Source organism: Hyphomicrobium sp. CS1GBMeth3 (assembly GCF_900117455.1).
GTDB lineage: Bacteria > Pseudomonadota > Alphaproteobacteria > Rhizobiales > Hyphomicrobiaceae > Hyphomicrobium_C.
The window spans coordinates 848905-872204 of the sequence record NZ_FPHO01000003.1; the positions used below are offsets into that span (position 1 = coordinate 848905).

Annotated in this window: 19 protein-coding genes; 4 read left to right on the plus strand and 15 right to left on the minus strand. The window is 61.3% G+C overall.

Annotation, left to right across the window (positions count from 1 at the left end; all coding sequences use genetic code 11):
* Window positions 1-27 precede the first annotated feature (27 nt).
* The 9 genes from CS1GBM3_RS11240 to cyoA form a co-directional block, all read right to left on the minus strand.
* Window positions 28-366 (minus strand): hypothetical protein, encoded by a 339-nt coding sequence (locus CS1GBM3_RS11240; protein ID WP_083567480.1) that lies wholly within the window; start codon window positions 364-366, stop codon window positions 28-30.
* Window positions 363-2672, minus strand: coding sequence for an FdhF/YdeP family oxidoreductase (locus CS1GBM3_RS11245; RefSeq protein WP_072397439.1), 2310 nt, complete (start codon window positions 2670-2672; stop codon window positions 363-365). Before CS1GBM3_RS11245 ends, CS1GBM3_RS11240 begins: the two co-directional genes overlap by 4 nt.
* Before the next feature lie 189 nt (window positions 2673-2861).
* Window positions 2862-3398, minus strand: coding sequence for a response regulator transcription factor (locus CS1GBM3_RS11250; protein ID WP_072395385.1), 537 nt, complete (start codon window positions 3396-3398; stop codon window positions 2862-2864).
* Window positions 3364-4665: an ATP-binding protein gene (locus CS1GBM3_RS11255; RefSeq protein ID WP_072395386.1), complete on the minus strand. Its 1302-nt coding sequence runs from the start codon at window positions 4663-4665 to the stop codon at window positions 3364-3366. Before CS1GBM3_RS11255 ends, CS1GBM3_RS11250 begins: the two co-directional genes overlap by 35 nt.
* A 4-nt stretch (window positions 4666-4669) precedes the next feature.
* Window positions 4670-5461, minus strand: a complete 792-nt coding sequence (locus tag CS1GBM3_RS11260; protein WP_072395387.1) for an SURF1 family protein — start codon at window positions 5459-5461, stop codon at window positions 4670-4672.
* Window positions 5458-5847 (minus strand): cytochrome o ubiquinol oxidase subunit IV, encoded by a 390-nt coding sequence (gene cyoD / locus CS1GBM3_RS11265; RefSeq protein ID WP_072395389.1) that lies wholly within the window; start codon window positions 5845-5847, stop codon window positions 5458-5460. The genes CS1GBM3_RS11260 and cyoD overlap by 4 nt, the downstream gene beginning before the upstream one ends.
* Window positions 5844-6473: a cytochrome o ubiquinol oxidase subunit III gene (gene cyoC / locus CS1GBM3_RS11270; RefSeq protein WP_139247991.1), complete on the minus strand. Its 630-nt coding sequence runs from the start codon at window positions 6471-6473 to the stop codon at window positions 5844-5846. The genes cyoD and cyoC overlap by 4 nt, the downstream gene beginning before the upstream one ends.
* Window positions 6474-6475: 2 nt before the next feature.
* A complete protein-coding gene (cyoB, locus tag CS1GBM3_RS11275; protein ID WP_072395393.1) occupies window positions 6476-8488 on the minus strand; it encodes a cytochrome o ubiquinol oxidase subunit I in 2013 nt (670 codons plus the stop codon).
* An 8-nt stretch (window positions 8489-8496) separates the two neighbouring features.
* Window positions 8497-9669: a ubiquinol oxidase subunit II gene (gene cyoA, locus CS1GBM3_RS11280; protein WP_072395395.1), complete on the minus strand. Its 1173-nt coding sequence runs from the start codon at window positions 9667-9669 to the stop codon at window positions 8497-8499.
* 172 nt (window positions 9670-9841) lie between these two features.
* On the opposite strand from cyoA, the gene CS1GBM3_RS11285 reads away from it, so the two are divergent.
* Window positions 9842-11161 carry an MFS transporter gene (locus tag CS1GBM3_RS11285; protein ID WP_139247889.1) on the plus strand — a complete coding sequence of 440 codons (1320 nt, stop codon included), beginning with the start codon at window positions 9842-9844 and terminating at the stop codon, window positions 11159-11161.
* 159 nt (window positions 11162-11320) lie between these two features.
* Here CS1GBM3_RS11285 and CS1GBM3_RS20125 read toward each other — a convergent pair whose 3' ends face one another.
* Both CS1GBM3_RS20125 and CS1GBM3_RS20130 read right to left on the minus strand, forming a co-directional pair.
* Window positions 11321-12601 (minus strand): TonB-dependent receptor domain-containing protein, encoded by a 1281-nt coding sequence (locus CS1GBM3_RS20125; RefSeq protein ID WP_244534703.1) that lies wholly within the window; start codon window positions 12599-12601, stop codon window positions 11321-11323.
* On the minus strand, window positions 12495-13526 hold the full coding sequence (locus CS1GBM3_RS20130) for a TonB-dependent receptor plug domain-containing protein (protein ID WP_244534633.1): 1032 nt from the start codon (window positions 13524-13526) through the stop codon (window positions 12495-12497). The genes CS1GBM3_RS20125 and CS1GBM3_RS20130 overlap by 107 nt, the downstream gene beginning before the upstream one ends.
* Before the next feature lie 265 nt (window positions 13527-13791).
* On the opposite strand from CS1GBM3_RS20130, the gene CS1GBM3_RS11295 reads away from it, so the two are divergent.
* From CS1GBM3_RS11295 to CS1GBM3_RS11305, 3 genes are read left to right on the plus strand one after another with little or no spacing between them, the layout of a single operon-like run.
* Entirely contained in the window at window positions 13792-14724 is a 933-nt protein-coding gene (locus tag CS1GBM3_RS11295) for a heme/hemin ABC transporter substrate-binding protein (RefSeq protein WP_072395397.1), read from the plus strand.
* Window positions 14724-15812: a FecCD family ABC transporter permease gene (locus tag CS1GBM3_RS11300; RefSeq protein WP_072395398.1), complete on the plus strand. Its 1089-nt coding sequence runs from the start codon at window positions 14724-14726 to the stop codon at window positions 15810-15812. The genes CS1GBM3_RS11295 and CS1GBM3_RS11300 overlap by 1 nt, the downstream gene beginning before the upstream one ends.
* A 4-nt stretch (window positions 15813-15816) precedes the next feature.
* The gene (locus tag CS1GBM3_RS11305) at window positions 15817-16650 is read left to right on the plus strand and encodes a heme ABC transporter ATP-binding protein (protein ID WP_072395399.1); all 834 of its coding nucleotides are present in this window, start codon (window positions 15817-15819) and stop codon (window positions 16648-16650) included.
* 184 nt (window positions 16651-16834) lie between these two features.
* Here the strand turns inward: CS1GBM3_RS11305 and CS1GBM3_RS11310 are convergent, their stop codons facing one another.
* From CS1GBM3_RS11310 to CS1GBM3_RS11325, 4 genes are all read right to left on the minus strand, one after another.
* Entirely contained in the window at window positions 16835-18409 is a 1575-nt protein-coding gene (locus tag CS1GBM3_RS11310) for a sodium:solute symporter family transporter (RefSeq protein WP_072395400.1), read from the minus strand.
* 367 nt (window positions 18410-18776) lie between these two features.
* On the minus strand, window positions 18777-20072 hold the full coding sequence (locus tag CS1GBM3_RS11315) for a PepSY-associated TM helix domain-containing protein (RefSeq protein ID WP_072395401.1): 1296 nt from the start codon (window positions 20070-20072) through the stop codon (window positions 18777-18779).
* 112 nt (window positions 20073-20184) lie between these two features.
* Window positions 20185-22470, minus strand: coding sequence for a TonB-dependent siderophore receptor (locus CS1GBM3_RS11320; RefSeq protein WP_083567482.1), 2286 nt, complete (start codon window positions 22468-22470; stop codon window positions 20185-20187).
* Window positions 22471-22973: 503 nt separating this feature from the next.
* Window positions 22974-23297, minus strand: coding sequence for a 2Fe-2S iron-sulfur cluster-binding protein (locus CS1GBM3_RS11325; RefSeq protein ID WP_072395402.1), 324 nt, complete (start codon window positions 23295-23297; stop codon window positions 22974-22976).
* Between the last annotated feature and the right edge of the window lie 3 nt (window positions 23298-23300).

The following is a 23300-nucleotide window of genomic DNA, read 5'->3' on the forward strand; positions in this document are numbered from 1 at the left end:
CTAGATGAGATCAGGACAGTCCGGGCTTCATTGCTCGGACTTCGCCGGATTCATGGAAATAACGCGCGACACGAGATCCCTGGACGTGTCCGTGAGGCTGAATGCGGTACGCTGTGAGCGAGCGTTGCGGCCGACGATAGCAAGCAGGCCGCGCTCTCCGGCCAGCTCCGTCACCTCGCGAAGAACTAGAGCATGGGCGATGCCGAAAATGCGTGAGAACGTCCGGCTGTCATTGCAAATGCCGAGCTGCAGCGCAGCGAGCACACCCGCACCGACAGGGGTGAGAGAGTCGACCACCGAGGCAACCTTCGCAGCGAGGTCGAGAAACTGCTCCTCAGAGATCTCGCGCTCGGCTGTGTTGCTCATGCCGCGCTCAACTGCTCGGTCTGGCGAAACGAGACGAGGACCGACTTAGACGTCGGCGTATCGCTCTGCTCGCCGGCTGTCGAAAACGGCACGAGGACGTTCAGCTCCGGATAGTAGCCGGCCACCGATCCGCGCGGCAGATCGTAGGACACGACGCGGAAGCTCTCCGCCACACGCTCGATTCCATCGTCGTGCCGTCCGATGATGTCGACGCGATCCCCGGATTCCACACCGATCTCGGCGAGGTCATCCGGATTGACGAACACGACGCGGCGCTCGCCATAGATTCCGCGATAGCGGTCGTCGAGACCGTAAACAGTCGTATTGTACTGATCGTGAGAGCGGAAGGTCTGCAGCACGAAGAGGCCCTGCTCGCCGAGCGCCTTCTGGTGCTCGGTCTCGCGTGGCAGGCTGTCGGACGAAAAGGTGGCCCGTTGCGACGGTGTATTCCAGACGCGATGATCGACGGCGTTGTAAAGGCGAAAACCGCGCGGCTTGCGGACCCTTTCATTGTAGCCGTAGAAACCAGGAATGGTACGCGCGATCAGATCACGGATGCGATCATAGTTCTGGGCGAGTTGTGCCCAGTCCACGACGTCCGAGCCGACGGTCGCCGCCGCGATACCTGCGATAATGCCGACCTCGGAACGAAGCTCTGGCGAAGCCGGTTTGTTGATCCCGCCCGAGCCGTGCACCATGCTCATCGAATCTTCAACCGTCACGATCTGGGCAACGCCCTTGCTGTTGCGGTCGATCTCCGTGCGTCCGAGGCAGGGCAGCACGTAGCTCACCTCTCCCGGCAGAAGATGCGAATGGTTGAGCTTGGTCGCAATATTGACGGTCAGCTTCTGATTGCGCAGCGTCTTGGCGATGAGAGAGCTGTCGGGAGTAGCGCGCGCGAAATTTCCGCCGAGCCCAATGAACGCCTGTGCCGAGCCATCGAGCATAGCGCCGATCGCCGCCAGCACGTTATGACCGTGCCGACGCGGCATCGAAACGCCGAACTCCGTCTCGAGGGCGTCGAGGAATGCCGCACTCGGCTGTTCATTGATGCCCACCGTGCGGTCGCCCTGCACGTTCGAATGCCCGCGCACCGGACACAGGCCGGCACCCGGCCGGCCAACATTGCCGCGCAGGAACATGAAGCTGGCGATCTCGCGAATCGTCGGCACGGAATGGCGGTGCTGGGTAACGCCCATCGCCCAGGTGCAGATCGTGCGATCGGCACCGATGTAGATCTCGGCAAGATGCGTAAGTTGCGCACGCGTGAGACCGGACTGATGCTCGATCTCATCCCAGCTCGCCGCATCCACGGCAACGCGGTAGGCACTGAAACCGAACGTGTGCTGTTTCAAAAAGCCATGATCGAGAACTGAAGGCCGCCCCTCGGCGAGCGCCGCGTCATCGGCAGCAAACACGGCCTTTGCGATGCCGCGAATGGCCGCCATATCGCCGCCGACCCGAACCTGGTAGTACTCGCTTGCAATGGGCTTGCTGCCGCCGGTCAGCATCTCGAGCTTGTCCTGCGGATCTGCAAAGCGCTCGAGCCCCTTCTCGCGCACAGGATTGAGAACGACGACACGCGCGCCACGCAGGGCCGCGCGGCGCAGGTCGCCAAGCATGCGCGGATGATTGGTGCCCGGATTCTGGCCAATGACGAAAATGGCGTCGGCCTTCTCGAAATCTTCGAGCGTCACCGTGCCCTTGCCGATACCGACAGCTTGGTCGAGCGCGACGCCACTCGCCTCGTGGCACATGTTTGAGCAGTCGGGAAAATTGTTGGTGCCATAGAGGCGCACGAAGAGCTGATAGAGATATGCGGCCTCATTCGAAGCGCGGCCGGACGTATAGAATTCCGCGCGGTCGGGACTGTCGAGGGCCTTGAGAACCCGGCCAATCTCCGCGAACGCGTCGTCCCACGAAACCTGCACATAACGGTCGCTGGCGGCGTCATAGCGCATCGGGTGCGTCAAGCGGCCCTGACGCTCGAGATCATAGTCGGTCCACGTGCGCAGTTCGCTGACGGTGTGACGCGCAAAGAAATCATTTGGGCCGACGCGCTTGTGGGTCGCCTCCCAGGCCACCGCCTTTACGCCATTCTCGCAGAACTCGAACGACGAACCGTGCTCGGGGTCGCCCCAGGCGCAGCCCGGGCAATCGAAGCCATCCGGCTGGTTCGCCTTCAGCATCGCCGCCGCGCCAGTGAGCGGCGAGCCGCTGGCAAGGAGCTTCTTTCCGCAGCTCTTGAGCGCCCCCCAGCCGCCAGCGGCTTTCGACTTCTTCCCAATGAATGCCGGCTTACCCATGCGCATCGCTCTCAACGACATCGAGACAATTGTGCATCTGCGAAATCGGGATTTTCCGCAATATATACGGCGGTTATGGCTGACATGCGGAAAGAGCAGAACTGCCCGGGCGGCGCTCAGCGGTCGGCGTATTACCTCTGTGCTCGGAGGAGGGAAGCCGCCGTAACCCGGTAAAGCGGGCCGAAGCGCCTAGGTCAGCCGACGCTTTTCGAGCTTCCGGGCCAGCGTCCGCCGGTGCAGCCCGAGGCGGCGCGCCGTCTCCGAAATGTTGAACTCGGTCTCGACCAGCGTCTGGTGAATCCGCTCCCACTCGAGCGTCTTGAGCGACGACGGGCGCGGACTGAGCGGCACGCCCGCATCACCGCCGGTCTTTCCAAACGCCGCCTCGATGTCGTCCGTGTTCGCGGGCTTAGCGAGATAATGGCAGGCACCGAGCTTGATCGCTTCCACCGCCGTCACGATGCTCGCGAACCCGGTGAGCACGACGATACGCATGTGCGGATCATGATCATGGAGCGTCTTAACAACCTTGAGGCCCGAGCCGGACGCAAGCTTGAGGTCGACGACGGCATAGCCGAAGCGCGTCGCGGCCAATAGCGAGTCCAACCCATCCAGCCCCTCGCACACCTCGACGCAATAGCCGCGCCGTTGAAAGGAGCGCCGCAGGGCACGCGCAAAAGAGGTGTCATCCTCAACGATCAGAAGCGAACGATGGCTTTCCGTCACTACCCAAACCGGAGAAAGTGGCAAGCGGCAGCGTCAACGTGACAGACGCGCCCTTTCCAGGATTGTTCTGCGCCGAAACCGAGCCGCCGAGCTTGCGAACGGCATTGACCACGAGAAAAAGACCGAGACCGCTGCCTGGCCTGTTCTTGCTCGACTGATACGGCTTGCCGATCGACTGTAGCATGTCCGGTTTGAACCCCGGTCCAGCATCCGCGACGACGATGACCAGCATGTCCTCCTGCCGCATGACGGAAAGCCCCACCCACGCGGGAGACGCTTCCAGAGCATTATCGAACAGATTGAACAACACCTGCTTCAGCGCGGCATCAGACACGATGCTGGCATCCGGCTCGAAGGTATTGCTGTAATCCACCTGGGCTGGCGATCGGCTGGCACGCCATTCTAGCGCCGCATCGTCAAGAAAGTCACGCATCGTCGTGCGGATCGTACCCTCGCCCCTGGCTTCACCCGACGACACGAGGATGCTGGATACGATCTGCTTGCAACGGTCGAGCTGCACCTGCATCTCGCCCATCTCTTCGAGGAGCTGCGGATCCTTCCGGAAGGCAGACATGTGGCGCCAGTCGTTGAGAATGACCGAGAGCGTGGCAAGCGGCGTGCCGAGCTCATGCGCGGCGCCGGACGCAAGAAGCCCGATGCGCACGATATGATCCTCCTCCGCCGCCTGTTGGCGCAGATCGGCGAGATGCGCATCGCGCTCCCGCAGATTGCGGTTGATGCGCGTGATGAACAGAACCAGCAGGCATGCCGTCAGCAAGAAGCTGATGAAGCTGCCCTGGACATGAAGCGTGACAAAGGTCTCGCTGTCATACAGCGGAATCGCAAGCGGACGGTTGAATGACATGAGCAGGAGAAAGCAGGCGCTCGCGAACCCGACCAGCGACCAGGTGGCTCGGACGTCGAGCAGCGTGGCCCCGAGCATCACCTGCAGGAGATAGAGAAAGACAAACGGATTGGAGGCGCCCCCGCTCAGATAAAGCTGGGCTGTCAACGCGGCGACATCGAGAAGAAGCTCGACGAACAGCTCGAAATGCGCAACCGGACGCAAGCTGCGCAAGCGGAGCAACGTCGTCACGTTGAGACCGACGAGAAACAGCACGATCGCCGCCATAGGCGCGACTGGTAGCACGACGTCGATCATATGATGGACAAAGAGAATGGTGATGATCTGCCCGGCGACCGCGAGCCAGCGGAGCTGGACGAGCAGCAGAAGGTTCTTGCGGTTCGTGGTGTCCGGCGCCGCCATCGCGCTACCTAAGCTCGCCGGATAGCTCCCACCGCTCGGACTTAGAGCCGCCCCGCGCGCCTTGCTTCCGCCGCCAGTCGTAGAGCACATAGGCACCGCCCGCCAATGCCATCAGGGCCAGGGTAAACCACGTCACGGCATAAACGAGATGATTGTTGGTGAAGCTCACACGCGTCAGACCACCAACTGGCCATCCGCCGAGATTGGGCGCTGCGTCCGCATCGATAAAATAGGGCGCGGCCTCACTAAGCCCCCGCGCGGACGCGATGGCCGCCACATCGCGGGAATACCAGCGGTCGCCTGCCGGATCATTCTCGCGCAGGAATGCACCGCCTGGCTCTGACAGCCTCAAAAGGCCGGTCACGGCCGTATCGCTCGCGATCGCACCCCCAGCGCGTACTGCCGGATCGCGGCGCTCCGCCGTCACGAACCCACGGTTGATGAGCACCGTAAAGCCATGTGTCGTCTCGAGCGGCGTCAGCACCCAATGGCCGCTACCGAGATCGGTGACAGCCTGCACGAGCGTTTCCCTATCGTGCAGGAAACGTCCCGCCACACGCACCTTCAGATACTCGCTGGAAGCTGCAGTTACGGAGCCCCACGTGTCACGCCCGGGCACCGCAACGGGATCGGCCGCAACGCGCCGCTCCACGCGCTCGATGAGATCCAGCTTCCAGGAAAGCCGCTTCACCTGCCAGACACCGAGTGCGCCGAGCAGCGCGGCGCTCGCAACCGCGGCGATCACGATAAGGATCACCGCTAGCGAGGAGCGCCCGTGCCGGAGCGCCGCCGTCATGGCATCTGCCGCATATCGTGGAACGGCATGGTGTTCGTGTTCAGGTGATGCATGACCCACAGCGAGCCGGCCATCGCGATGACGATGACGATCAGCGTGAAGATCAGAGCCATCATGCTCCACCCCTCTTCCGCACTGCTGGTCATGTGCAGGAAAAAGACGATGTGGACGGCGATCTGAACGATCGCGAACGCCATGATGACGAAAGCCGTGAGCTGTTTGCTCTCCAGAACCTCGCCCATCACCAGCCAGAATGGCATCGCGGTCAGAACAACCGACAGCACGAAGCCGATCAGATAACCGCGGAGCGACCCATGCGCATGTCCATCCGCATGATGATGCTCGTGGCCGGCCTCGGCATGCGCGGCAGCGTTGGGCGCGCTCATCGCAGGACTCCCATCAGGTAGACGAAGGTAAACACCCCGATCCAGATCACATCGAGGAAATGCCAGAACATGCTGAGGCACATCAGCCGGCGCTTATTGGCCTCGACGAGTCCGTGGCGCCGCACCTGAATCCAGAGCGTGACCAGCCAGACGATGCCGAAAGCCACGTGCAGCCCGTGCGTGCCGACGAGCGTGAAGAAGGATGACAGGAAGGCGCTACGCTGCGGCGTGGCGCCGATATGGATCAGGTGCGCGAACTCGTAGAGTTCGATCCCGAGGAAGGCGAGACCGAACACGCCGGTGACGACCAGCCACGCCAGCGTACTCCGCACGTTGCCCTTCACCATTTCCAGCATCGCGAACCCGAAGGTCAGCGACGACAGCAGCAGCATGGCCGTGTTGAGCGCCACAAGCTCCAGCTCGAACAGGTCCTTAGGCGCCGGACCCGCTGCATAGCTGGCGCCCAGAACCCCGTAGATGGCGAACAGCACCGCAAAGATGAGGCAGTCGCTCATCAGGTAGATCCAGAAGCCGAGCATGGTGCTCGAGCCTTCGGGATGGGCGTGCTCGTCCTTGAGGTAGAATACGGGCGCCTCATCGCCTGCGTGGGTGTCTCTGGCAAGCATCGTCATGCATTCACTCCGCTTGCTGCTAGCAGCTTCGTCCGTTCGGCCTCGGTGCGCACGACGTCATCCTTCGCGATATGGAAGCCGTGGTCGTAGCCAAAGGTATGGGCAATCGCGACACCGATGATGGCCGCAAAGCTCAGAGCCGCCAGCCACCACATGTACCAGATGAGCGCGAACCCGAGCACAACGCTGAGGCCGGCGAGAATAACACCCGTCCCCGTGTTGCCCGGCATGTGGATCGGCCTGAAGCCTTCGAGGGGCCGCCGGTAGCCGCGCCGCTTCATATCCCACCACGCATCGTTGTCGTGCACGACAGGCGTGAAGGCGAAGTTGTAGTTCGGCGGCGGAGACGATGTAGCCCATTCCAGCGTGCGGCCATTCCACGGGTCGCCCGTCGTATCGCGAAGCTGATCCCGCCTCATGATGCTGACGGCGATCTGAATGATGAAAGCCACGATGCCGATCAGGATCAGGAAGGCACCGAAGCCCGCGATCAGGAACCAGATCTGCAGCGAGGGATCATCGAACACCCGCAACCTGCGCGTCACGCCCATAAGGCCGAGCACGTAAAGCGGCATGAACGCGAAAAAGAAGCCAAGCACCCAGCCCCAGAACGATACCTTGCCCCAGAACGGATCCAGCCGGAAACCGAACGCCTTCGGGAACCAGTAGATCATGCCAGCGAACAAGCCGTAGACGACGCCGCCGATGATGACGTTATGGAAGTGCGCAACGAGGAACAGCGAGTTGTGCAGAACGAAGTCGGCAGGCGGTACGGCGAGCAGCACGCCGGTCATGCCACCGATGACGAACGTCAGCATGAACGCGATCGTCCACATCATCGGCAGCTCGAAGCGGATGCGGCCCCGATACATCGTGAACAGCCAGTTGAACACCTTGGCACCCGTCGGAATCGAGATGATCATCGTCGTGATGCCGAAGAACGAGTTGACGCTGGCGCCGGATCCCATCGTGAAGAAGTGGTGCAGCCACACGAGGTAGGACAGGATGGTGATGACCACGGTCGCGTAGACCATCGACGTGTAGCCGAACAGCCGCTTGCCCGAGAAGGTCGCCGCGATCTCCGAGAAGATGCCGAAAACCGGCAGGATCAGGATGTAGACCTCCGGATGACCCCAGATCCAGATGAGGTTCACGTACATCATCGGATTGCCGCCGAGATCGCTCGTGAAGAAGTTCGTGCCCACGTAGCGGTCGAGTGAGAGCAGCACCAGCGTCGCCGTCAGGATCGGGAAGGTCGCCACGATCAGAACGTTGGTGCAGAGCGACGTCCAAACGAACACCGGCATCTTCATCATCGTCATGCCGGGCGCGCGCATCTTGACGATCGTGCAAATGAGGTTGATGCCCGATAGCGTCGTCCCGACGCCCGCCACCTGCAAGGACCATATGTAATAGTCCACGCCGACACCTGGACTGTATTCGGCGCCCGACAAAGGCGGATATGCCAGCCACCCCGTGCGTGCGAACTCGCCGACGAACAGCGACATCATAACCAGCACGGCACCGCCGGTTGTCATCCAGAAGCTGAAGTTGTTGAGGAATGGAAACGAGACGTCGCGCGCGCCGATCTGCAGCGGAACGATGTAGTTCATGAGCCCCGTGACCAGTGGCATGGCCACGAAGAAGATCATGATCACGCCGTGGGCCGTGAAGATCTGATCGTAGTGATGGGCGTTGAGATAGCCTTCCGAACCGTTGAAGGCCATCGCCTGCTGGATACGCATCATGATCGCGTCCGCGAAGCCGCGCAACAGCATCACGATACCGAGGATCATGTACATGATACCGATGCGCTTGTGGTCGACGGTCGTAAACCACTCACGCCAGAGATAGCCCCACAGCCGATAGTAGGTGACGGCACCGACGAGCGCGAGCCCACCCAGCACAACGACCGCAAAGGTGCCGACGAGAATGGGCTCGTGAATCGGGATGGCGTCCCATGTGAGCCGGCCGAAGATCAGCTTGGTCAAATCGAAATTGTCGAACATGTGCGCACTCAGGTGCCGGACAGCGAGCGCAACGGAAGGCTCGCGTCGATCTTGGGAGATGAGAAGGGCGTGAACGAGGGACGCGGCAGACCGGCCCCGAGAAGCGGCTGGCGATCACGGGGGCGCGCTGCATCCGCCGTCCGTTCGCCGGCGGCCTGGGCTTCCTCAGTGGTGCAGATGCCGGCGACCGCCGTTGCCTTCGGCCCGAACAGAGCGCTGCGCATGGTGCCGGCCTTCCTGTCGGGCGGCTGCAGCAGATTGATACCGGCAAACCCCAGCCCGCCGCTGGCATCGATCGCCATCATCTCGTCCATGCACATCTTACCGGGCTCCGCGCAGCGGTCGCGGATCAGCCGGAAAAGTTGCGGCTCCACGGTCGCGTAGCGGCGCACGGGCTCGTTCTCGCTCGGCTTGGCGAGCTTCAGATAGGTCGCACGATCGAGCGCACCGCCCTCCGCCTTCACCGCCGCGACCCATTTGTCGAAACCGTCTTGGTCCACTCCGTGGAAGGCGAATCGCATGCCGGAGAAGCCATCGCCACTGTAGTTGGTGGAGAAGCCGGCGTAGGTGCCCGGCTTGTTGATCACACCGTGCAGTGTCGTCTCCATGCCGGGCATGGCGTAGATCATCCCGGCCAGCGCCGGCACGTAGAACGAGTTCATCACCGACGTCGCAGTGAGGCGGAAGCGGATCGGCCTGTCGACCGGCGCCGCCATCTCGTTGACGGTGGCGATACCGTGCTCCGGATAAATGAATAGCCATTTCCAATCGAGCGCCGCCACCTCGACCTCAAGCGGCTTGACCGCTTCCGCGACCGGCTGCTCGCGCGCCACTCTGTCGAGCGGGCGGTAGGGATCGAGCAGGTGCGTCCACATCCAGGTGACCGCGCCGAGGCAGATGATGATCAGAAGCGGCGCGGCCCAGATGACCAGCTCGAGATAGGTGGAATGATTCCAGTCTGGATCGTAATCGCCCGACTGGTTTGCCTCCCGGTATTTCCAGGCAAAGAACACCGTGAGCGCCATCACCGGGACGATGATGAGCAGCATAAGGACGGTCGAGATCACAACAAGGTCGCGCTGCTGCACGGCGATGTCACCGGCAGGATGAAGCACGACAAAGTCGCACCCCCCCAGCATCAGGGCAAGCGGCGTCAGCGCCAACAGTCGAAAGCGGCTCATGATAGGCGGTCCGTGCGTACGAGGCGGCTCCGTCGCAGCGCTACCTCTTGAAGCGCGCGCGGCCCATTGGACAATTTGCCCAATGCCGCGATTGGCCACGGACGCCTAGGACGGCCATGCGGCACAGCCGACACGGCGCGAGACGCGTGCGAAACATCATTCCGGTGCGATCATGGCTCAATCTTCGGCGACAATGGCAGGACACGGCGCAGTCGGCCCCGAGGCGCGCCACAGCGAAGTGGCCCCCGGCGAGATCGCGGTCGGTGTGTTCATCGGTCGCACGTCCGAGTTCTTCGACTTCTTCGTCTACGCCATCGCCTCGGTCATCGTCTTTCCGAAGCTTCTCTTCCCACAAGCCGACGCGCTGACCGGCACGCTGTACTCTTTCGTCATCTTCGCGCTGGCCTTCATTGCACGCCCCTTCGGCACGGCCATCTTCATGGCCATCGACCGCGCCTACGGCAAAGGCGTGAAAATGACCATTGCGCTGTTCCTGCTCGGGACGGCGACGGTCGCCATCGCGTTCCTGCCCGGCTACGAGAGCATCGGCGCCGCCGCCATCTGGCTCCTGGCCGCGGCGCGCATCTGCCAGGGCATCGCACTCGGCGGCACCTGGGACGGACTGTCCTCGCTTCTCTCCATCCACGCGCCGGAGCGCAACCGCGGCTGGTATGCGATGATCCCGCAGCTCGGCGCGCCGGCCGGCCTCATCGTTGCGAGCGCTCTGTTCGCCTTTTTCGTCGGCAAGCTGTCCGCGGAAGATTTCTTCGCCTGGGGCTGGCGCTATCCGTTCTTCGTCGCATTCGCCATAAATGTCGTCGCGCTCTTTGCGCGTCTCAGAATTGTCTCGACATCGGAGTATCGCGAGCTGTTCCTGAACCGCGAGTTGTATCCGGCTCGTGTGTCGGACACTCTGCGGGCGGAGGGCGGCAACGTCCTGACAGGCGCCTTCGCGCCGCTCGCGAGCTTCGCGCTGTTTCACATGGTGACCGTATTCCCCTTGTCCTGGGTGTTTCTGTTTACCTCTGAAGGCATCGCGCGCTTCTTGGTCATCCAGACCGTCAGCGCCTTCTTCGGCCTGCTCGCGATCTTCGCCTCCGGCATGATCGCCGACCGGATCGGACGCAGGTCCCTGTTGATGGGCTCCGCGCTCGCCATCGCCGCTTTCAGCGGATTCGCACCACAACTGCTCGACGCGGGATCCGTCGGCGAGACAATTTTCATGATCCTCGGGTTTGTGTTGCTGGGCCTTTCGTTCGGTCAATCCTCGGGCGCCGTCGCCTCCGCTTTCTCGCCGGCGTTCCGCTACACGGGCTCTGCGATCACCACGGATCTCGCTTGGCTCTTCGGGGCAGGCTTCGCTCCCCTCGCCGCCTTGCTGCTGTCGACCCACTTCGGGCTGATCTCGGCCGGTGCCTATCTATTGTCTGGCGCCGTCTGCACAGTCATTGCCCTTTGGATGAACGATCGCCTCGCGGCTAAAAACAGCTGACCCAAAAAAACAGCACGCTTACGTCCCATGCTTGTGGCGCTCTGAAATGGCCAATGGCGGCCGATATTCGGCCGCCATGGAAGAACGCACGTCGTATCGCTGATGAAGGCGGGCGGGCTTACGGCCAAGATTGCCGATCAGCTCCGCCCACTCCTCTCGTCAGAACTGTGAGCGGAGGGTGAATAGCGCCGTCCGCCCCCTGCCTGTGTCACCCGTAAAGCCACCAGACGCACCCGTGGATAGCTCAGGCGTATAGGCACGGTCGAACACGTTGGTGACGGTCACCCCGAGCGTCGTGTTATAGTCGGTCTTATAGCTCGCATAGAGATCCAGGAGCTCATAACCGTCGGTAAACGGGTGCGCACCGGGCGCAACGTTGATTTCGCCGATGTAAGCCTCGGACACGATATAGCCCTTGGCACCGATGACCAGCCGCTCATCGAGGAAGCGCAGACCACCCGTCAGCGTCAGAACGTGATCCGGCAGATAGCTCTGTGCGCCGAAGCCATTGATCTGTGGAGGCAGATCGCTATCGGTGTAGGTGTAGGCAATCCCAGCAAACACATAGCCAGCATCGTAGTTGCCCTCGATCTCAACACCCTGGACGTCAGACGTACCCGCGTTGTTGCAATAGAAGACCTGTCCCGTGGGACTAAAGCAGGCGGTGACGTAATTTTCCACGTCCTGCTTGTAATAGTTGGCCTTGAAGCGGAAGCGGTCGTCTCGCGTCAGCAGACCATCGACGAAGATGTTGGCGCCGAATTCCCAGCCCTTGGAGATCTCCGGCTCAAGAAACGGATTGGGCGAGAAAAACATCGGTGGACCGCCCGTGGCCGGATGCACGCCGCCCGTCAGAAGCTCGCTTACCGTCGGAGCGCGGAACGCTTCGGCGTAGGTAACGTAAGGCTGAAGCCATTGCCAAGGCGTCGCCGCCAGCGTGACTTTCGGATTCCATCGGCCCTCGTCGACATCGACCACGTAAGGTCCAGGAGGCATGCCGAGCGGATTGCCAGGCCCGACCGATCCTTGGCCGTCCACTTTGAACCTATCGTAGCGCAGGCCACCGATGAGATCGAAGATACCGTAAGAAAATGTCGTCTCAGAGAACACACCCTGGATGCTGCTTTCGCCGCTCGGATTGACGCCATAACCGGGTTGCGTAGTGCTGTTTATGACATCGACGTCATCAAAGAAGTACTCGTAGCCGTACTGCGAGCTGACCCGCACACCTCCGAGATTGAACTTCGAGACGTTCGTGACGTCGAAGCCCATACTCTCGTCATCAATCTCACGACCGGCCGAGCCTCCACCGTTTGAGATAAGAGGCGTGCTGTCATAGTTCATCGTGACGTTGTTGCGATAGAGATTGACCTTCAGGTTCACCAGATCGGTTGAAATCGGATTGTACGAATAGCTGGCCGTGAAGGTCTCTGAGCGCAAGCCTTGCGGATACGTATTGGCGAGGAATTCGTTGTCGTAGATCACACCGCCAAACTTCAACTTGTGTTCCTCCGAACAGACCGGAAATAAGGTCCTGTTCAGTGTATGGAACCTCGACGCCGTCTCCGTTGTCGTAATTGCCGGGATCACGTTTGCTGATAGCCCCTGCAAAACCGACGCGGCCGTTAGTAACACCAGCAGCGACCATTTCAGACCAGCCCGCTTCGTTCGCCCCCCAGCTCACGTTGGTGAGCGCACCAACCGTCTGTCCGGGTTTGACAATATCGCCGATATCGAGCGTACGAAAGTTCGCCGTACCAGCGAGCGCACCTGCACCGCCCGCCGTGGACACCGCGCCACGCTGGATGTCGATGCCGGCCAAAAGCGCTGGATCGACGTAGGCAAACCCTTGTGCTTCGTGGCCAGTGAAGCGGAAATTCTGGCGCACACCATCGATCGTCATGTTGACACGCCCGGAGCCTTCGAAGCCGCGGATGTTGACCGCAATGCCCGGGTTGTTGATGCTTTCTCGCGTCGAAGTACCGGGTACGGATCGCAGAACGTCACCCGTGTCGACCTGACCGTATGTCTGTAGATCGCTAAAGCTCACAGAGCTGACGGAAGCCGGCGTGCGATATGGCGCATCACGTCGCGACTGCTCGGGCGAGATTGGCGGCTGCTCTGGTTCGGGAGCGACCGGTGCGGGCGACGAGGGGGCCGCCTTCTTCGCAGCGGCGGCTTTCTTCTTTTTCGCGGCTTGCGCCTCGACCTTAACCGGATCCAGCTCTACGGGACTTTGGGCTTGCGCGGCCCCAGTCAACAGCAAGATCAGGCTGCTCACACCCAAAAGCAGCGACCCAAAACGCACATGCTTCAACGACGGCGCAAACGACATCGGCGCGCCGCACTGTTGTACGGATTCCATTTCAACCCCCCAGCTATTCGAGCAGACGACATTGCTGGCTGGCTGACCGATCCGCGCAGGGTTCGGCGATGGCGGGCTGGCTATCTTCAAGTTGCCGCTTGCCGGGTGCGAGCCTCGCACGCGCAGGCAACTCGTCATCTTGAATGGATTGCGCTTATCAAATCTTGACGTACATCGTCAAGATATGACACGTATCCGCTTGAGCTGCGAAGCGAGATCGCAGCTCTATGGTGCAAATATGTAGCAACCGGCGGGATGGCCCGAAATGGCAGCACTCTCTAGGTTATCGTTATGTACGTCGGCCTTCGTCGCGTGCGTTCTTGTATTCGCCTCACTTGCAGGCACAGCATCGGCCCAGCCAAGCAACAGTGAAAAGGCCGCATCGGCCGCGGCCGATGCGACGAAAATCATTTCGATCGGCGGCGACATCACCGAAATCCTCTACGCCATCGGCGCCGACAAGAGCATCGTCGCGATCGACTCGACAAGCCAGTATCCGCCCGAAGCCCTGCAGCAGAAAAAGGACGTCGGCTACATGCGGGCGCTCTCGACGGAAGGCGTGCTGTCGGTAAACGCCAGTCTGATCATCGCATCCGACCGCGCAGGACCGCCCGAGGTCGTCAAGACGCTCAAATCATCCCCTATTCAATATATTGAGATCGCGGAGGACTTCAGCCCTCTGGGAATTGCCGGAAAGGCACGGCAAGTATCGCGCATCGTCGGGCTAGAGGCAGCAGGTAACGAGCTGGCTTCGCGCATCGAGGGCGACTTCGAAACCCTGGCCGCGCAACGTGGATCCATAAAGAAACCTCTGCGCGCGCTGTTCGTTCTGAACGTCGCCAATGGACGGGCAACCGTAGGCGGCAGCAACACCAGCGCCGATGCGATCCTGAAGCTCGCGGGTGCCGAGAACGCCGCCGCTTCGATCAACGGCTTCAAGCCAATCTCCGATGAAGCCATGGTCGAGCTAAAACCCGAGGCCATCGTCACCATGCGCCGGTCGAATGGCAATCACGACGCCCACCAGATCCTGGCCATGAAGGGCATGAGCACGAGCCCCGCAGCGGTAGAAAAGCGCGTCTTCAGCATGGATGGGCTCTACCTGCTCGGATTTGGACCGCGAGCGCCGGCCGCAGCACTGGATCTCATGCGCATGCTCTATCCGGAGCTCCCGAAGCGCGCAGAGCTCGCAAGGTAATGCAGAAAGCCCTCTCGGACAGGAACGCGGCAAAGCCATTGGATCGTGAGACGATAGGTAGGAGGCTCGTCGTTGCATCGATCCTGGCGCTGTCCGTGGCCGTCGTGCTCTCTCTGTCCATCGGCGCAACTGGCATCACGCTGATCGCACTCTGGCGCGTGGTCGAGGCCTCCCTGTTCGGCACCACTGACCCTCAGCTTCTAACGGAGCAGCTCGTGCTCTTCGGGATCAGGTTGCCGCGCACGCTCCTCGGCGCCTTCGTGGGCGCTGCCCTTGGCGTCAGCGGCGCAATGATGCAGGGACTGTTCCGTAACCCGCTCGCCGATCCGGGCATCGTCGGCGTCTCGTCGGGTGCTGCCCTGGCCGCCGTCGCGACCATTGCGCTCGGCAATGGCCTCGCTTTACCGTGGGTCCAGATGTTCGGTGTCTACGCCCTGCCGTTCGCGGCCTTCTTCGGCGGCTTCCTGACGACGACGCTCCTCGTACTCATCGCCGGCCGCCGTGGGGAGCTCATGATCGGCGCGTTGCTGCTTTCGGGCATCGCCATCGGAGCCATCGCCGGCGCTCTGACGGGCCTTATCTCCTACGCCAGCGACGATCGCGAGTTGCGCGACCTCACTCTCTGGTCGCTCGGCAGCATCTCCGGCGCGAGCTGGCCCAAAGTGATCGCCATTCTCCCCTTTGCGGCTGTTATCGTCGTCGTGCTGCCGTTCGTCATTCGCGCGCTCAACGGCTTTCTGCTCGGTGAAGCCGAGGCCTACCACCTGGGCGTGGACGTCGAGCGAACCAAATGGCTGCTGATCCTCAGCACGGCCGCCTCGGTCGGGGCCGCAGTCGCCGTCGCCGGAATCGTCGGCTTCGTCGGCATCGTCGTGCCGCATTTCGTGCGCCTCATCGCCGGACCCGACCATCGGTTCGTATTGCCGTGCAGCGCTCTGCTCGGCGCGACGCTGTTGTTGCTGGCCGATGTGATAGCCCGCATGGTCGTGCGTCCTGCAGAGCTGCCGCTTGGAATCGTGATGGCCGCCATTGGCGCGCCCATCTTCCTGCACATCGTTTTACGCCGCAGCATCGGTGGCCTGGAGTAGAGCCATGCTGGAAGCACGCGGAATTGTCCTCGAACGTCGCGGACGGCGCCTTCTGGACGGGATCGACCTCGCGATCCCGGCCGGGCGTGTCACGGCAATTATCGGCCCGAACGGAGCTGGCAAGTCCATGCTTCTGAAGGTGCTGGCAGGCGAGCTGAAACCGAGCATAGGCTCCATAGTGCTCGACGACCGTGATCTTCGGACGTTCTCAGCCGCGGCGCTCTCGCGGCGGCGCGCCATGGTTCCACAGGCGACGAGCTTGTCGTTCCCCTTCACCGTGATCGAGGTGGTGCGTCTCGGAGCGTCGGTCCCCGGCTTCGACAGCATTGAGACACCCGCGCATAGGATCGCCGACCGTGCCCTGCAAGCCGTCGACCTCGAAAGCTTTCGAACCCGCCTCTACAGCGAGCTTTCGGGCGGCGAAAAGCAGAGAGTTCATATTGCGCGCGCACTCTGCCAGCTCGATGCTGCCCATCGCAAACCGGGGGAAGCGGCGATCCTGATCCTCGACGAGCCAACCTCCAGTCTCGATCTGGCGCATCAAATCCGCGTTCTCGACGAAGCCCGGCGCCAAGCCGAGACCGGGCGCGCGGTGCTCGTCGTCCTTCACGACTTGAACCTGGCCGCCGCGTGGGCTGATGACATTGTGCTCATGAGTAGCGGACGCATTCTGGCCCGCGGATCGCCCGTCGTCGTTTTCAACGACGAGCTTCTTTCGGCGGCCTACGGATGCGAAATCCGCGTCAATCGTGCGCCTCCTCAGGGCGTGCCCTATATGCTCCCCCAGCTATTGACGACATCCCCTCCCGGCTCCATCGCAATAAACAATCCGTATTGAGCCGCTATTCAGGCAGGCCCGCCTTTCGTAGGCCGTCGGCAAATATGGAGAGATGCTCGGGCCGGTGGATCGGGAGCCAAATCTTTGAGATTCGAGATGCGAAGCGCAGGGACGAGATCGCGCAGCTGATCCAGCGCTCGCTCTGCGGCGCCCGCGATCGGTCACAGAATGAGTCAATTCCGCATCAACGGAACATCCAGATCAACATGATAACAGCTGCGCCGATGGCCGCCGCAGCCCACCTGTAATCCCACCGATCACCGCAGTCCGGCCGCGTGTCACGTGGCGTCCATAGTAGGCTTGGTACTGAGACAGTCTGGCCCCGTGGCTGAGCGAGGCTTACGCCTACGGCGACGAGCAAACAGAGCAGAGCCGTCGCACCCGCTACGATGGTGAAATGGGGTAATCCGTCTGCAACGCCGTGCATGCTGCACCAGATCTTCCAGACGAAGATGGCACATCCGATAGTGTGACCCAGGACAAGTGCGGTGATCGCACCGGCGGTGGTCGCGCGCCACCAAAACATTGCAAGCAGAAAAACCGCAGCGACCGGCGGAACCGCTAGGGAAAAAACCTGCTGGATGTAATTGAAGAGACCTGGAAAGTGTCGAATGACGAGCGGCCAGAACGCTGCGATGACGACGAACACGAGGGTTGTCAGACGCCCGAGCCACAGCGTGCGTCGCGGCGAGAGCTTGTGCTCAGAGGCATTTACGAAGTCATAAACGACCAGCGCCGACGCGGAGTTGAGCGTGGAGTCGATCGTCGACATGATGGCGGCGATCAGTCCCGCGAGCACGAGCCCGACCAAACCCGCTGGCAGATACGTGACGATCATCGTCGGAAACACCTGATCGCCATCTGGCAGTCCTGGAAGGAGTGCGAACGCGAGAGCTCCAGGAATGGCAAACAGGAAGAGCGGCAAGAGCTTCAATGCCGCGGCGAGCATGGCGCCCCATCGCGCATGCTCGAGGTTCTTTGCGCCCAGCACACGCTGCATGATGTACTGATTGGCCGCCCAGTAATAGAATCCAAGGATCGGAAGACCCACCAGCACGCCGAGCCATGGCAGAGCCGGGTCATCGAGGGGACGGATCAGCGAGAGCTTATCGCTCGGCACGGCAGCCATCGCCGCCGACCACGAAAAATCGAACTGCTCAAATAGCACGTAGGTAATCACGCCTGTTCCAGCCAGCAGAATGATGGCTTGAAGAACGTCCGTGTAAACGACCGCACGAAGGCCACCGAATGCCGTATAGAGGCCCGCAAATGCTGCGAGAGCGATGCATGCGGGAACAAACGGCAGTCCGGGAATGAGCGTTTGCAGGACCAACACACCGGCGTAAATGCTGCCAGCCGTGTCGACAAAGATCGAAAGCACGATAGTGAGCGCCGATACGTATTTGCATACGAAGGGACCGAAACGGCGTTGTAGGTACTCGGGTACTGTCGTGATCTGCGCGCGCAAGAAAACTGGGATGGTAACGAACGCCATAAAGATCAGGACAAGGGCGGCCATGAGCTCATAATGCGCGACGCTGATCCCGTTCTGATAAGCGGCGCCGGCAACGCCAATGATCGTCGTCGATGAAATGTTGGAAGCAAAGAGCGAAAATCCAACAGTGGCAAAGCCGAGGCTCCGACCGGCAAGAAAGAGCTCCTGAGCGGAGGTGACCTTGGTCGTCACCCTGACCCCGATTAAAATTACAACGGCGACATACGCGCCGATGAGCCCCCAGTCGAGCGCAGTTAGCGCCATCCCTCCCCCGCTTCTTCTTGTTGACCCGCTTGCTCGTTCGGGCGTTCACCACCATTTCAGATTCTGCATAAGATGAGCCGCAACGGGCATGTCATCCGAAATTGACCGTGCCTCAAGCCACGACGAGACACAACCCAGGCAGCAAATTTGGTGGAACGTGCGGCTTCTCACCGAGCTTTGATGATGACACAGCTCTATCGCACCGACTTTTGACGCGGCGGAACAGCCAAGAGGTGAAGGCGACGAGGGCTGGGCTCAGCAGGTCTCGCCCAACTGCAATCGGGCGCGCAACGACGGCCGGCCATCCCCTCAGGATCAGCCGCTTTATTAGCGGACCGGCACAGGTCGTAGCAGCTGCTTTAGAATCCTAGGTCGAGCGCATCCGTCGATCCGCAGGGTTCGGCGCGTCGCGTGTCGGCAACTTTCGAGCAACCCGAGCCGCACGCTTCTTGAACCAGACGACAATGCCCGTCGCCGAGAGCAGCGCCACCACAAGCCCCATGAACGACAGGAAGATCCGGCCGGGCAAGCCTGCGATGCGGCCCGAGTGCAACGGGAACTGAAGCTGCATGAAGACGTCGGCCGCCGTGCCTTCCCACGGCACGCGACCGCCTTGCAGAGCGCCGGTTGCCCCGTCGAGGAAGAGCATTTTGACGCCCATGCCGCCGGAGCCATGATCGTCGCCCGGATGGAAGAAGCTGATGGAATAGAGCCCGTGCAGTCGGCCGTAGAATGCGGCGCCTGCGGGTTCGTCCCAACCGCGGCGGCGTGCTTCCGCGCTCGCGACCTCGATCGCCTGCGCATAGTCGAGCTTCGGCGCGATCGGTTTGTTGAGCGCGGCCGGGGCTCGGTCGTCGAACGCATCGGGCGTGAGCGATGACAGTTTGCTCAGGATGGGTCGCACCACCTCGTTGTTGAGGTTCATCGAGACCGAGGTGAACGCAAGGATGAACAGAGCCGCCCAGAGCCAGAGGCCGAACGCACGGTGGAGGTCGAGATTCAGCCGGTAGCTGCTGGCCCCGCGCTTGATCTTCCAGGCGGGCTTCCATCGCTCCCACCATGTGCGGCGCGTGTTGGAGCTGACGGCGATGTCGTACGGTGCGCCATTCTGCCCGTTACGCCGCGGCAGCGTGAGATAGAAGCCGACGAAGCAGTCGAACATCCACACGATGCCGACGATGCCCATGAACCAGATGCCCCAGCGGTCGATGCCCCAGAAATCGGGAATGTGCATCGAGTAGTGCAGCTTGTAGAGAAACGGGAGAATGTTCTCGGTGTCGAGCGAGATGGCCCCCCAGTAGCGCCGTCCCGCAACGTCCCCGCTCGCGGGATCGACGAACACCTGATTGTAGTCGACCGGGTAGAGCGCGCCCGTTTTCGGATCGACCTTCGGCTCGACGAAGAAGTCGGCGTTGTGCCCTTCCTCGAACGAAAGCGGGAAATAGCTGACCTGAACACGCGGATCCGCGTTCTCGACACGCTTGGCAAGGTCAAGCGCGGAAAGCGGCGGGCCGGAGGTCTTTGCGTCGAACAGATGCGGGTTTAGCCATTCGTCGAGTTCGTGATCCCACGAGATCACCGCACCGGTTATGCCGGCGATGAACAAAAAGACGGCGATGAACAGGCCGCCCCAACGATGGATCAGTGTGAACGCCGCTCGCATTGAACTCCCCGACAGCCGCAACCCGACGACGAATAAACATGACTGCCGGAGAATACAATACCTCTACCGAGACAGACCGCCGCGAGGCCGCGAAGGCCCTGCAGGCGCAAGCTTAGAATTTATAGGTGATCCCGGTCGTGATGGTACGGGCCGTACCGAGGAAGCAATCGCCGCGCGAAAGGCACGTCGAAACGTATTCTTCATCGCCGATGTTCTTAGCGTTGATGGACCAGCGCCAATTGTCCTCCTCGTACGCGATCATGGCGTCAAACAGCGTCACATCCGGCACCTCGATGACGTTGAGGCTATCCCAGGATTTTCCGATATAGCGGACGCCCGCTCCAACAGACCAACCCAGGAGGTAGGGCTGGTCGAACTCCCACACGCCCCACATAGACGCGAGATGCTTCGGAATAGACTCGATCTGATTGCCATCGGTCGCCGAGTTGTTGTCATACTCGGCCTGGGTGTAAGAGTAGCCGCCCGCAACCTTTAGGTTCTTCGTGATCTGGCCGGTCAGTTCGATCTCGAAGCCTCGGATTGCGACTGCGCCGGTCTGAACGTTGTATCCGGGCTCATTCGGATCGGCCTCTAACCGGTTGCTCTCTTCGATGTCGTAGATGGCGCTGTTGATGGCAAAGTTTGCACCGGCGGGCTGATACTTGAAGCCCAGCTCATACATGCGTCCCGCCTGCGGATCGAAGGCCTGGCTGCCGCTCTGCGGAGACGAAGTACCGATGATGGGCACAAAAGATTCGCCATAGCTGAAATACGGCGTGAAACCCGATGCGAACTCGTACATGAGGCCCGCGCGATAGGTCGTCGCGTCGTCCTTTTGGCTCGAGCCGCCGCTCTCGTTGTCGATCCAGTCCTTGCGCATGCCAAGAACGGCGATCCAGTTGCCGAGCCGCAACTGATCCTGGACGTAAAGACCGGCCTGCTCGACCGTTTGATCGGTGAGGCTGGTGTAGCCAAAGTTGAGATTTTCCGGCTGGCCGTAAACCGGGTCGAAAACGCTGATCGGAGTCATGTTCAGTGCGCCGTTCGCGAGCGACTTCGATCGGAAGTTCATGTAATCGAGGCCAGCGATCACCTTGTGCGACACCCAGCCCGTCGCGAACTTGGCCTCGAGGTTCGTATCCTGATTGAAGGTCTGCGTCTCGGTGATGGCTCCGTACTTTACGCGCGCCGTATACTCCTGATCAGGATCAAAATAGATGAAGCCGAAATACGGCACGGTATAGAAATGCCCCGCGTACGATGACGCATAATCGTTCTTGATATCGGCATAGCGCGAGACGTGGCTCACCTTAAGCGCCGAGTTGAACTTGTGCTCGGCAATCAGCGTGCCCGAGGCGACATCCGTATCGTAGTGGTCGGTTGGCTCACCGATGAACGTGTCGTAGGCGATGCGGCGGCCGTTGGCGTTGGGGTAGATCGTGCCAATGTGCGAGAAGAACTGCTGCGTCGAGCCGGTCTGGTCCTTCTGGAAATTGCCGAGCACCGTGATGGTGGTGTCGTTGTCCGGACGATAGGTGATCGCCGGCTGCAAAGCATAGCGGTCATCGTCGACGTAATCGACGTGCGTATCGGAATCTCTGGCGAGACCCGTCAATCGATACGACCATTTGCCGTCCGAGGTGATGGCGCCCGTCGTGTCGAATTTGACCTGCTTGAAGTCGAACGTGCCGTATTCGACGCCGATCTCGCTGCTGTGCTCCTGCTCCGGGCGCTTCGACACAGAGTTGATGATGCCGCCCACCGGCGCCTGCCCGTAGAGCACCGATGCGGGTCCGCGCAGCACCTCGATACGTTCCATGAAGTAGGGATCGATGCGGTAGCTCGACGTGTAATAGTTGGAGGTGCGCCGCAGTCCGTCGAGATATTCGGACGCTGCCGTCCCGCGAATGAGAGGTCCATCGGCACGGCTGTCCGTGCCATAGCCGTCAGCGACCACGCCCGGCACATAGCGCAGGGTATCCTGGAGATTCTGCGCGCTCATGTCCCGGATCTGCTCGGCGCCCACGACCGAAACAGACTGCGGAATCTCTTTCAGCGGCGTGTCGGTCTTCATGCCCGTCGCCGTCCGCGTCGCGTTATAGCCTTCGACCGGGCCGGTTGCCGTTTCCCGGACGCCCGCTCCCTCGGAAGGAGCCTGTGGCTGCGGAGTTGAAGCGGACGCCGATGCGCTGGCAGAGGGAGCCTTCTTCGTGGCTGCAGACTTTTTCGCGGCCTTCTTTGCCGCTGGCGCGTCGACCGTAACAGCGGGAAGTTCCGTTGCGCCGTCGGCCGGTGCGGCAGGCTCCGATGCTTTCGGCTCTTGTGCCAAGCTTGCGCCGGTTGTGAGCCCTATAGCCGCGACCAAGCCGAGCCCCAGAAAACCTTCGCGCCGCTTCATGAAGCCATCCCCACGTCATGATTGCCCTGCGCGACAGCGCAAGGCAAAAATCCACTGTGTGGCTGGCTGGCGATTGCTGGCTTGCCGTTGTTGGGCGTCTTACCAGCGTCGCCCCCAATTGCATACCTATGTACTCAACTTTGAGCGATAGTGTGTCAGTTGTGCATCTGAAAATGCTCGGGATTCCAAATTCCAGCTCCCGGCGGGGCCATGACAATGCCGGCTTCAGGCCGCCGGGCTTCCGCCGAAGGACTCCTCTACCCGCACCGTCACCGACGACCCGAGAATGCCGATCATAGGTGCGGAAGTGAGGTATTCGAAAGCTTGTTCGGCGATTGTTCGATTACCGCCGCGCTTGCCTAGCCCGCAAGCCGAAGGGATCGAACGGGTGTTATTATGTCGATGGCCGGTATGGCTTGGCCAAAGACGAGGGAAGGTTTAGCCCTAGCAGTTCGCCGGGCGGTCCCGGCAAACGCAGAGCGATAGCTGCGCGGCGCAATTGCTCAGGTGTTTTGTCGGATCGGAACCCGCACGACGAGCCCATGGAACTCTTCTCTTAGAAGGACCTGGCAAGAGAGGCGCGATAAAGGCCCCGGATCGTGCACCGCATCGAGAATCTCGTCCTCGGCATCCTCGGGTGACCCTATCCTGTCGCTCCACCCCGCATCGACGTAGACGTGGCACGTGCCGCATATGGCGCCGCCACCGCAGTTCGCAACAATCCCGGGCACACCACCAATCAAGGCAGCTTCCATCAGCGACTGGCCTGGCTGTGCCGGTACTGTGATGACGTGATCATCGGCGAGCACGAACGTGACGTTGAGCATGAG

Coding starts and splice junctions, on each gene's coding strand:
- CS1GBM3_RS11325 (WP_072395402.1), bottom strand. CDS start 23,297: ATGCTCAACGTCACGTTCGTGCTCGCCGATGATCACGTCATCACAGTA.
- cyoA (WP_072395395.1), bottom strand. CDS start 9,669: ATGAGCCGCTTTCGACTGTTGGCGCTGACGCCGCTTGCCCTGATGCTG.
- cyoC (WP_139247991.1), bottom strand. CDS start 6,473: ATGCTTGCCAGAGACACCCACGCAGGCGATGAGGCGCCCGTATTCTAC.
- CS1GBM3_RS20130 (WP_244534633.1), bottom strand. CDS start 13,526: ATGGAATCCGTACAACAGTGCGGCGCGCCGATGTCGTTTGCGCCGTCG.
- cyoD (WP_072395389.1), bottom strand. CDS start 5,847: ATGAGCGCGCCCAACGCTGCCGCGCATGCCGAGGCCGGCCACGAGCAT.
- CS1GBM3_RS11240 (WP_083567480.1), bottom strand. CDS start 366: ATGAGCAACACAGCCGAGCGCGAGATCTCTGAGGAGCAGTTTCTCGAC.
- CS1GBM3_RS11300 (WP_072395398.1), top strand. CDS start 14,724: ATGCAGAAAGCCCTCTCGGACAGGAACGCGGCAAAGCCATTGGATCGT.
- CS1GBM3_RS11305 (WP_072395399.1), top strand. CDS start 15,817: ATGCTGGAAGCACGCGGAATTGTCCTCGAACGTCGCGGACGGCGCCTT.
- CS1GBM3_RS11310 (WP_072395400.1), bottom strand. CDS start 18,409: ATGGCGCTAACTGCGCTCGACTGGGGGCTCATCGGCGCGTATGTCGCC.
- CS1GBM3_RS11320 (WP_083567482.1), bottom strand. CDS start 22,470: ATGAAGCGGCGCGAAGGTTTTCTGGGGCTCGGCTTGGTCGCGGCTATA.
- CS1GBM3_RS11285 (WP_139247889.1), top strand. CDS start 9,842: ATGGCTCAATCTTCGGCGACAATGGCAGGACACGGCGCAGTCGGCCCC.
- CS1GBM3_RS11255 (WP_072395386.1), bottom strand. CDS start 4,665: ATGGCGGCGCCGGACACCACGAACCGCAAGAACCTTCTGCTGCTCGTC.
- cyoB (WP_072395393.1), bottom strand. CDS start 8,488: ATGTTCGACAATTTCGATTTGACCAAGCTGATCTTCGGCCGGCTCACA.
- CS1GBM3_RS11245 (WP_072397439.1), bottom strand. CDS start 2,672: ATGGGTAAGCCGGCATTCATTGGGAAGAAGTCGAAAGCCGCTGGCGGC.
- CS1GBM3_RS11260 (WP_072395387.1), bottom strand. CDS start 5,461: ATGACGGCGGCGCTCCGGCACGGGCGCTCCTCGCTAGCGGTGATCCTT.
- CS1GBM3_RS11295 (WP_072395397.1), top strand. CDS start 13,792: ATGGCAGCACTCTCTAGGTTATCGTTATGTACGTCGGCCTTCGTCGCG.
- CS1GBM3_RS11315 (WP_072395401.1), bottom strand. CDS start 20,072: ATGCGAGCGGCGTTCACACTGATCCATCGTTGGGGCGGCCTGTTCATC.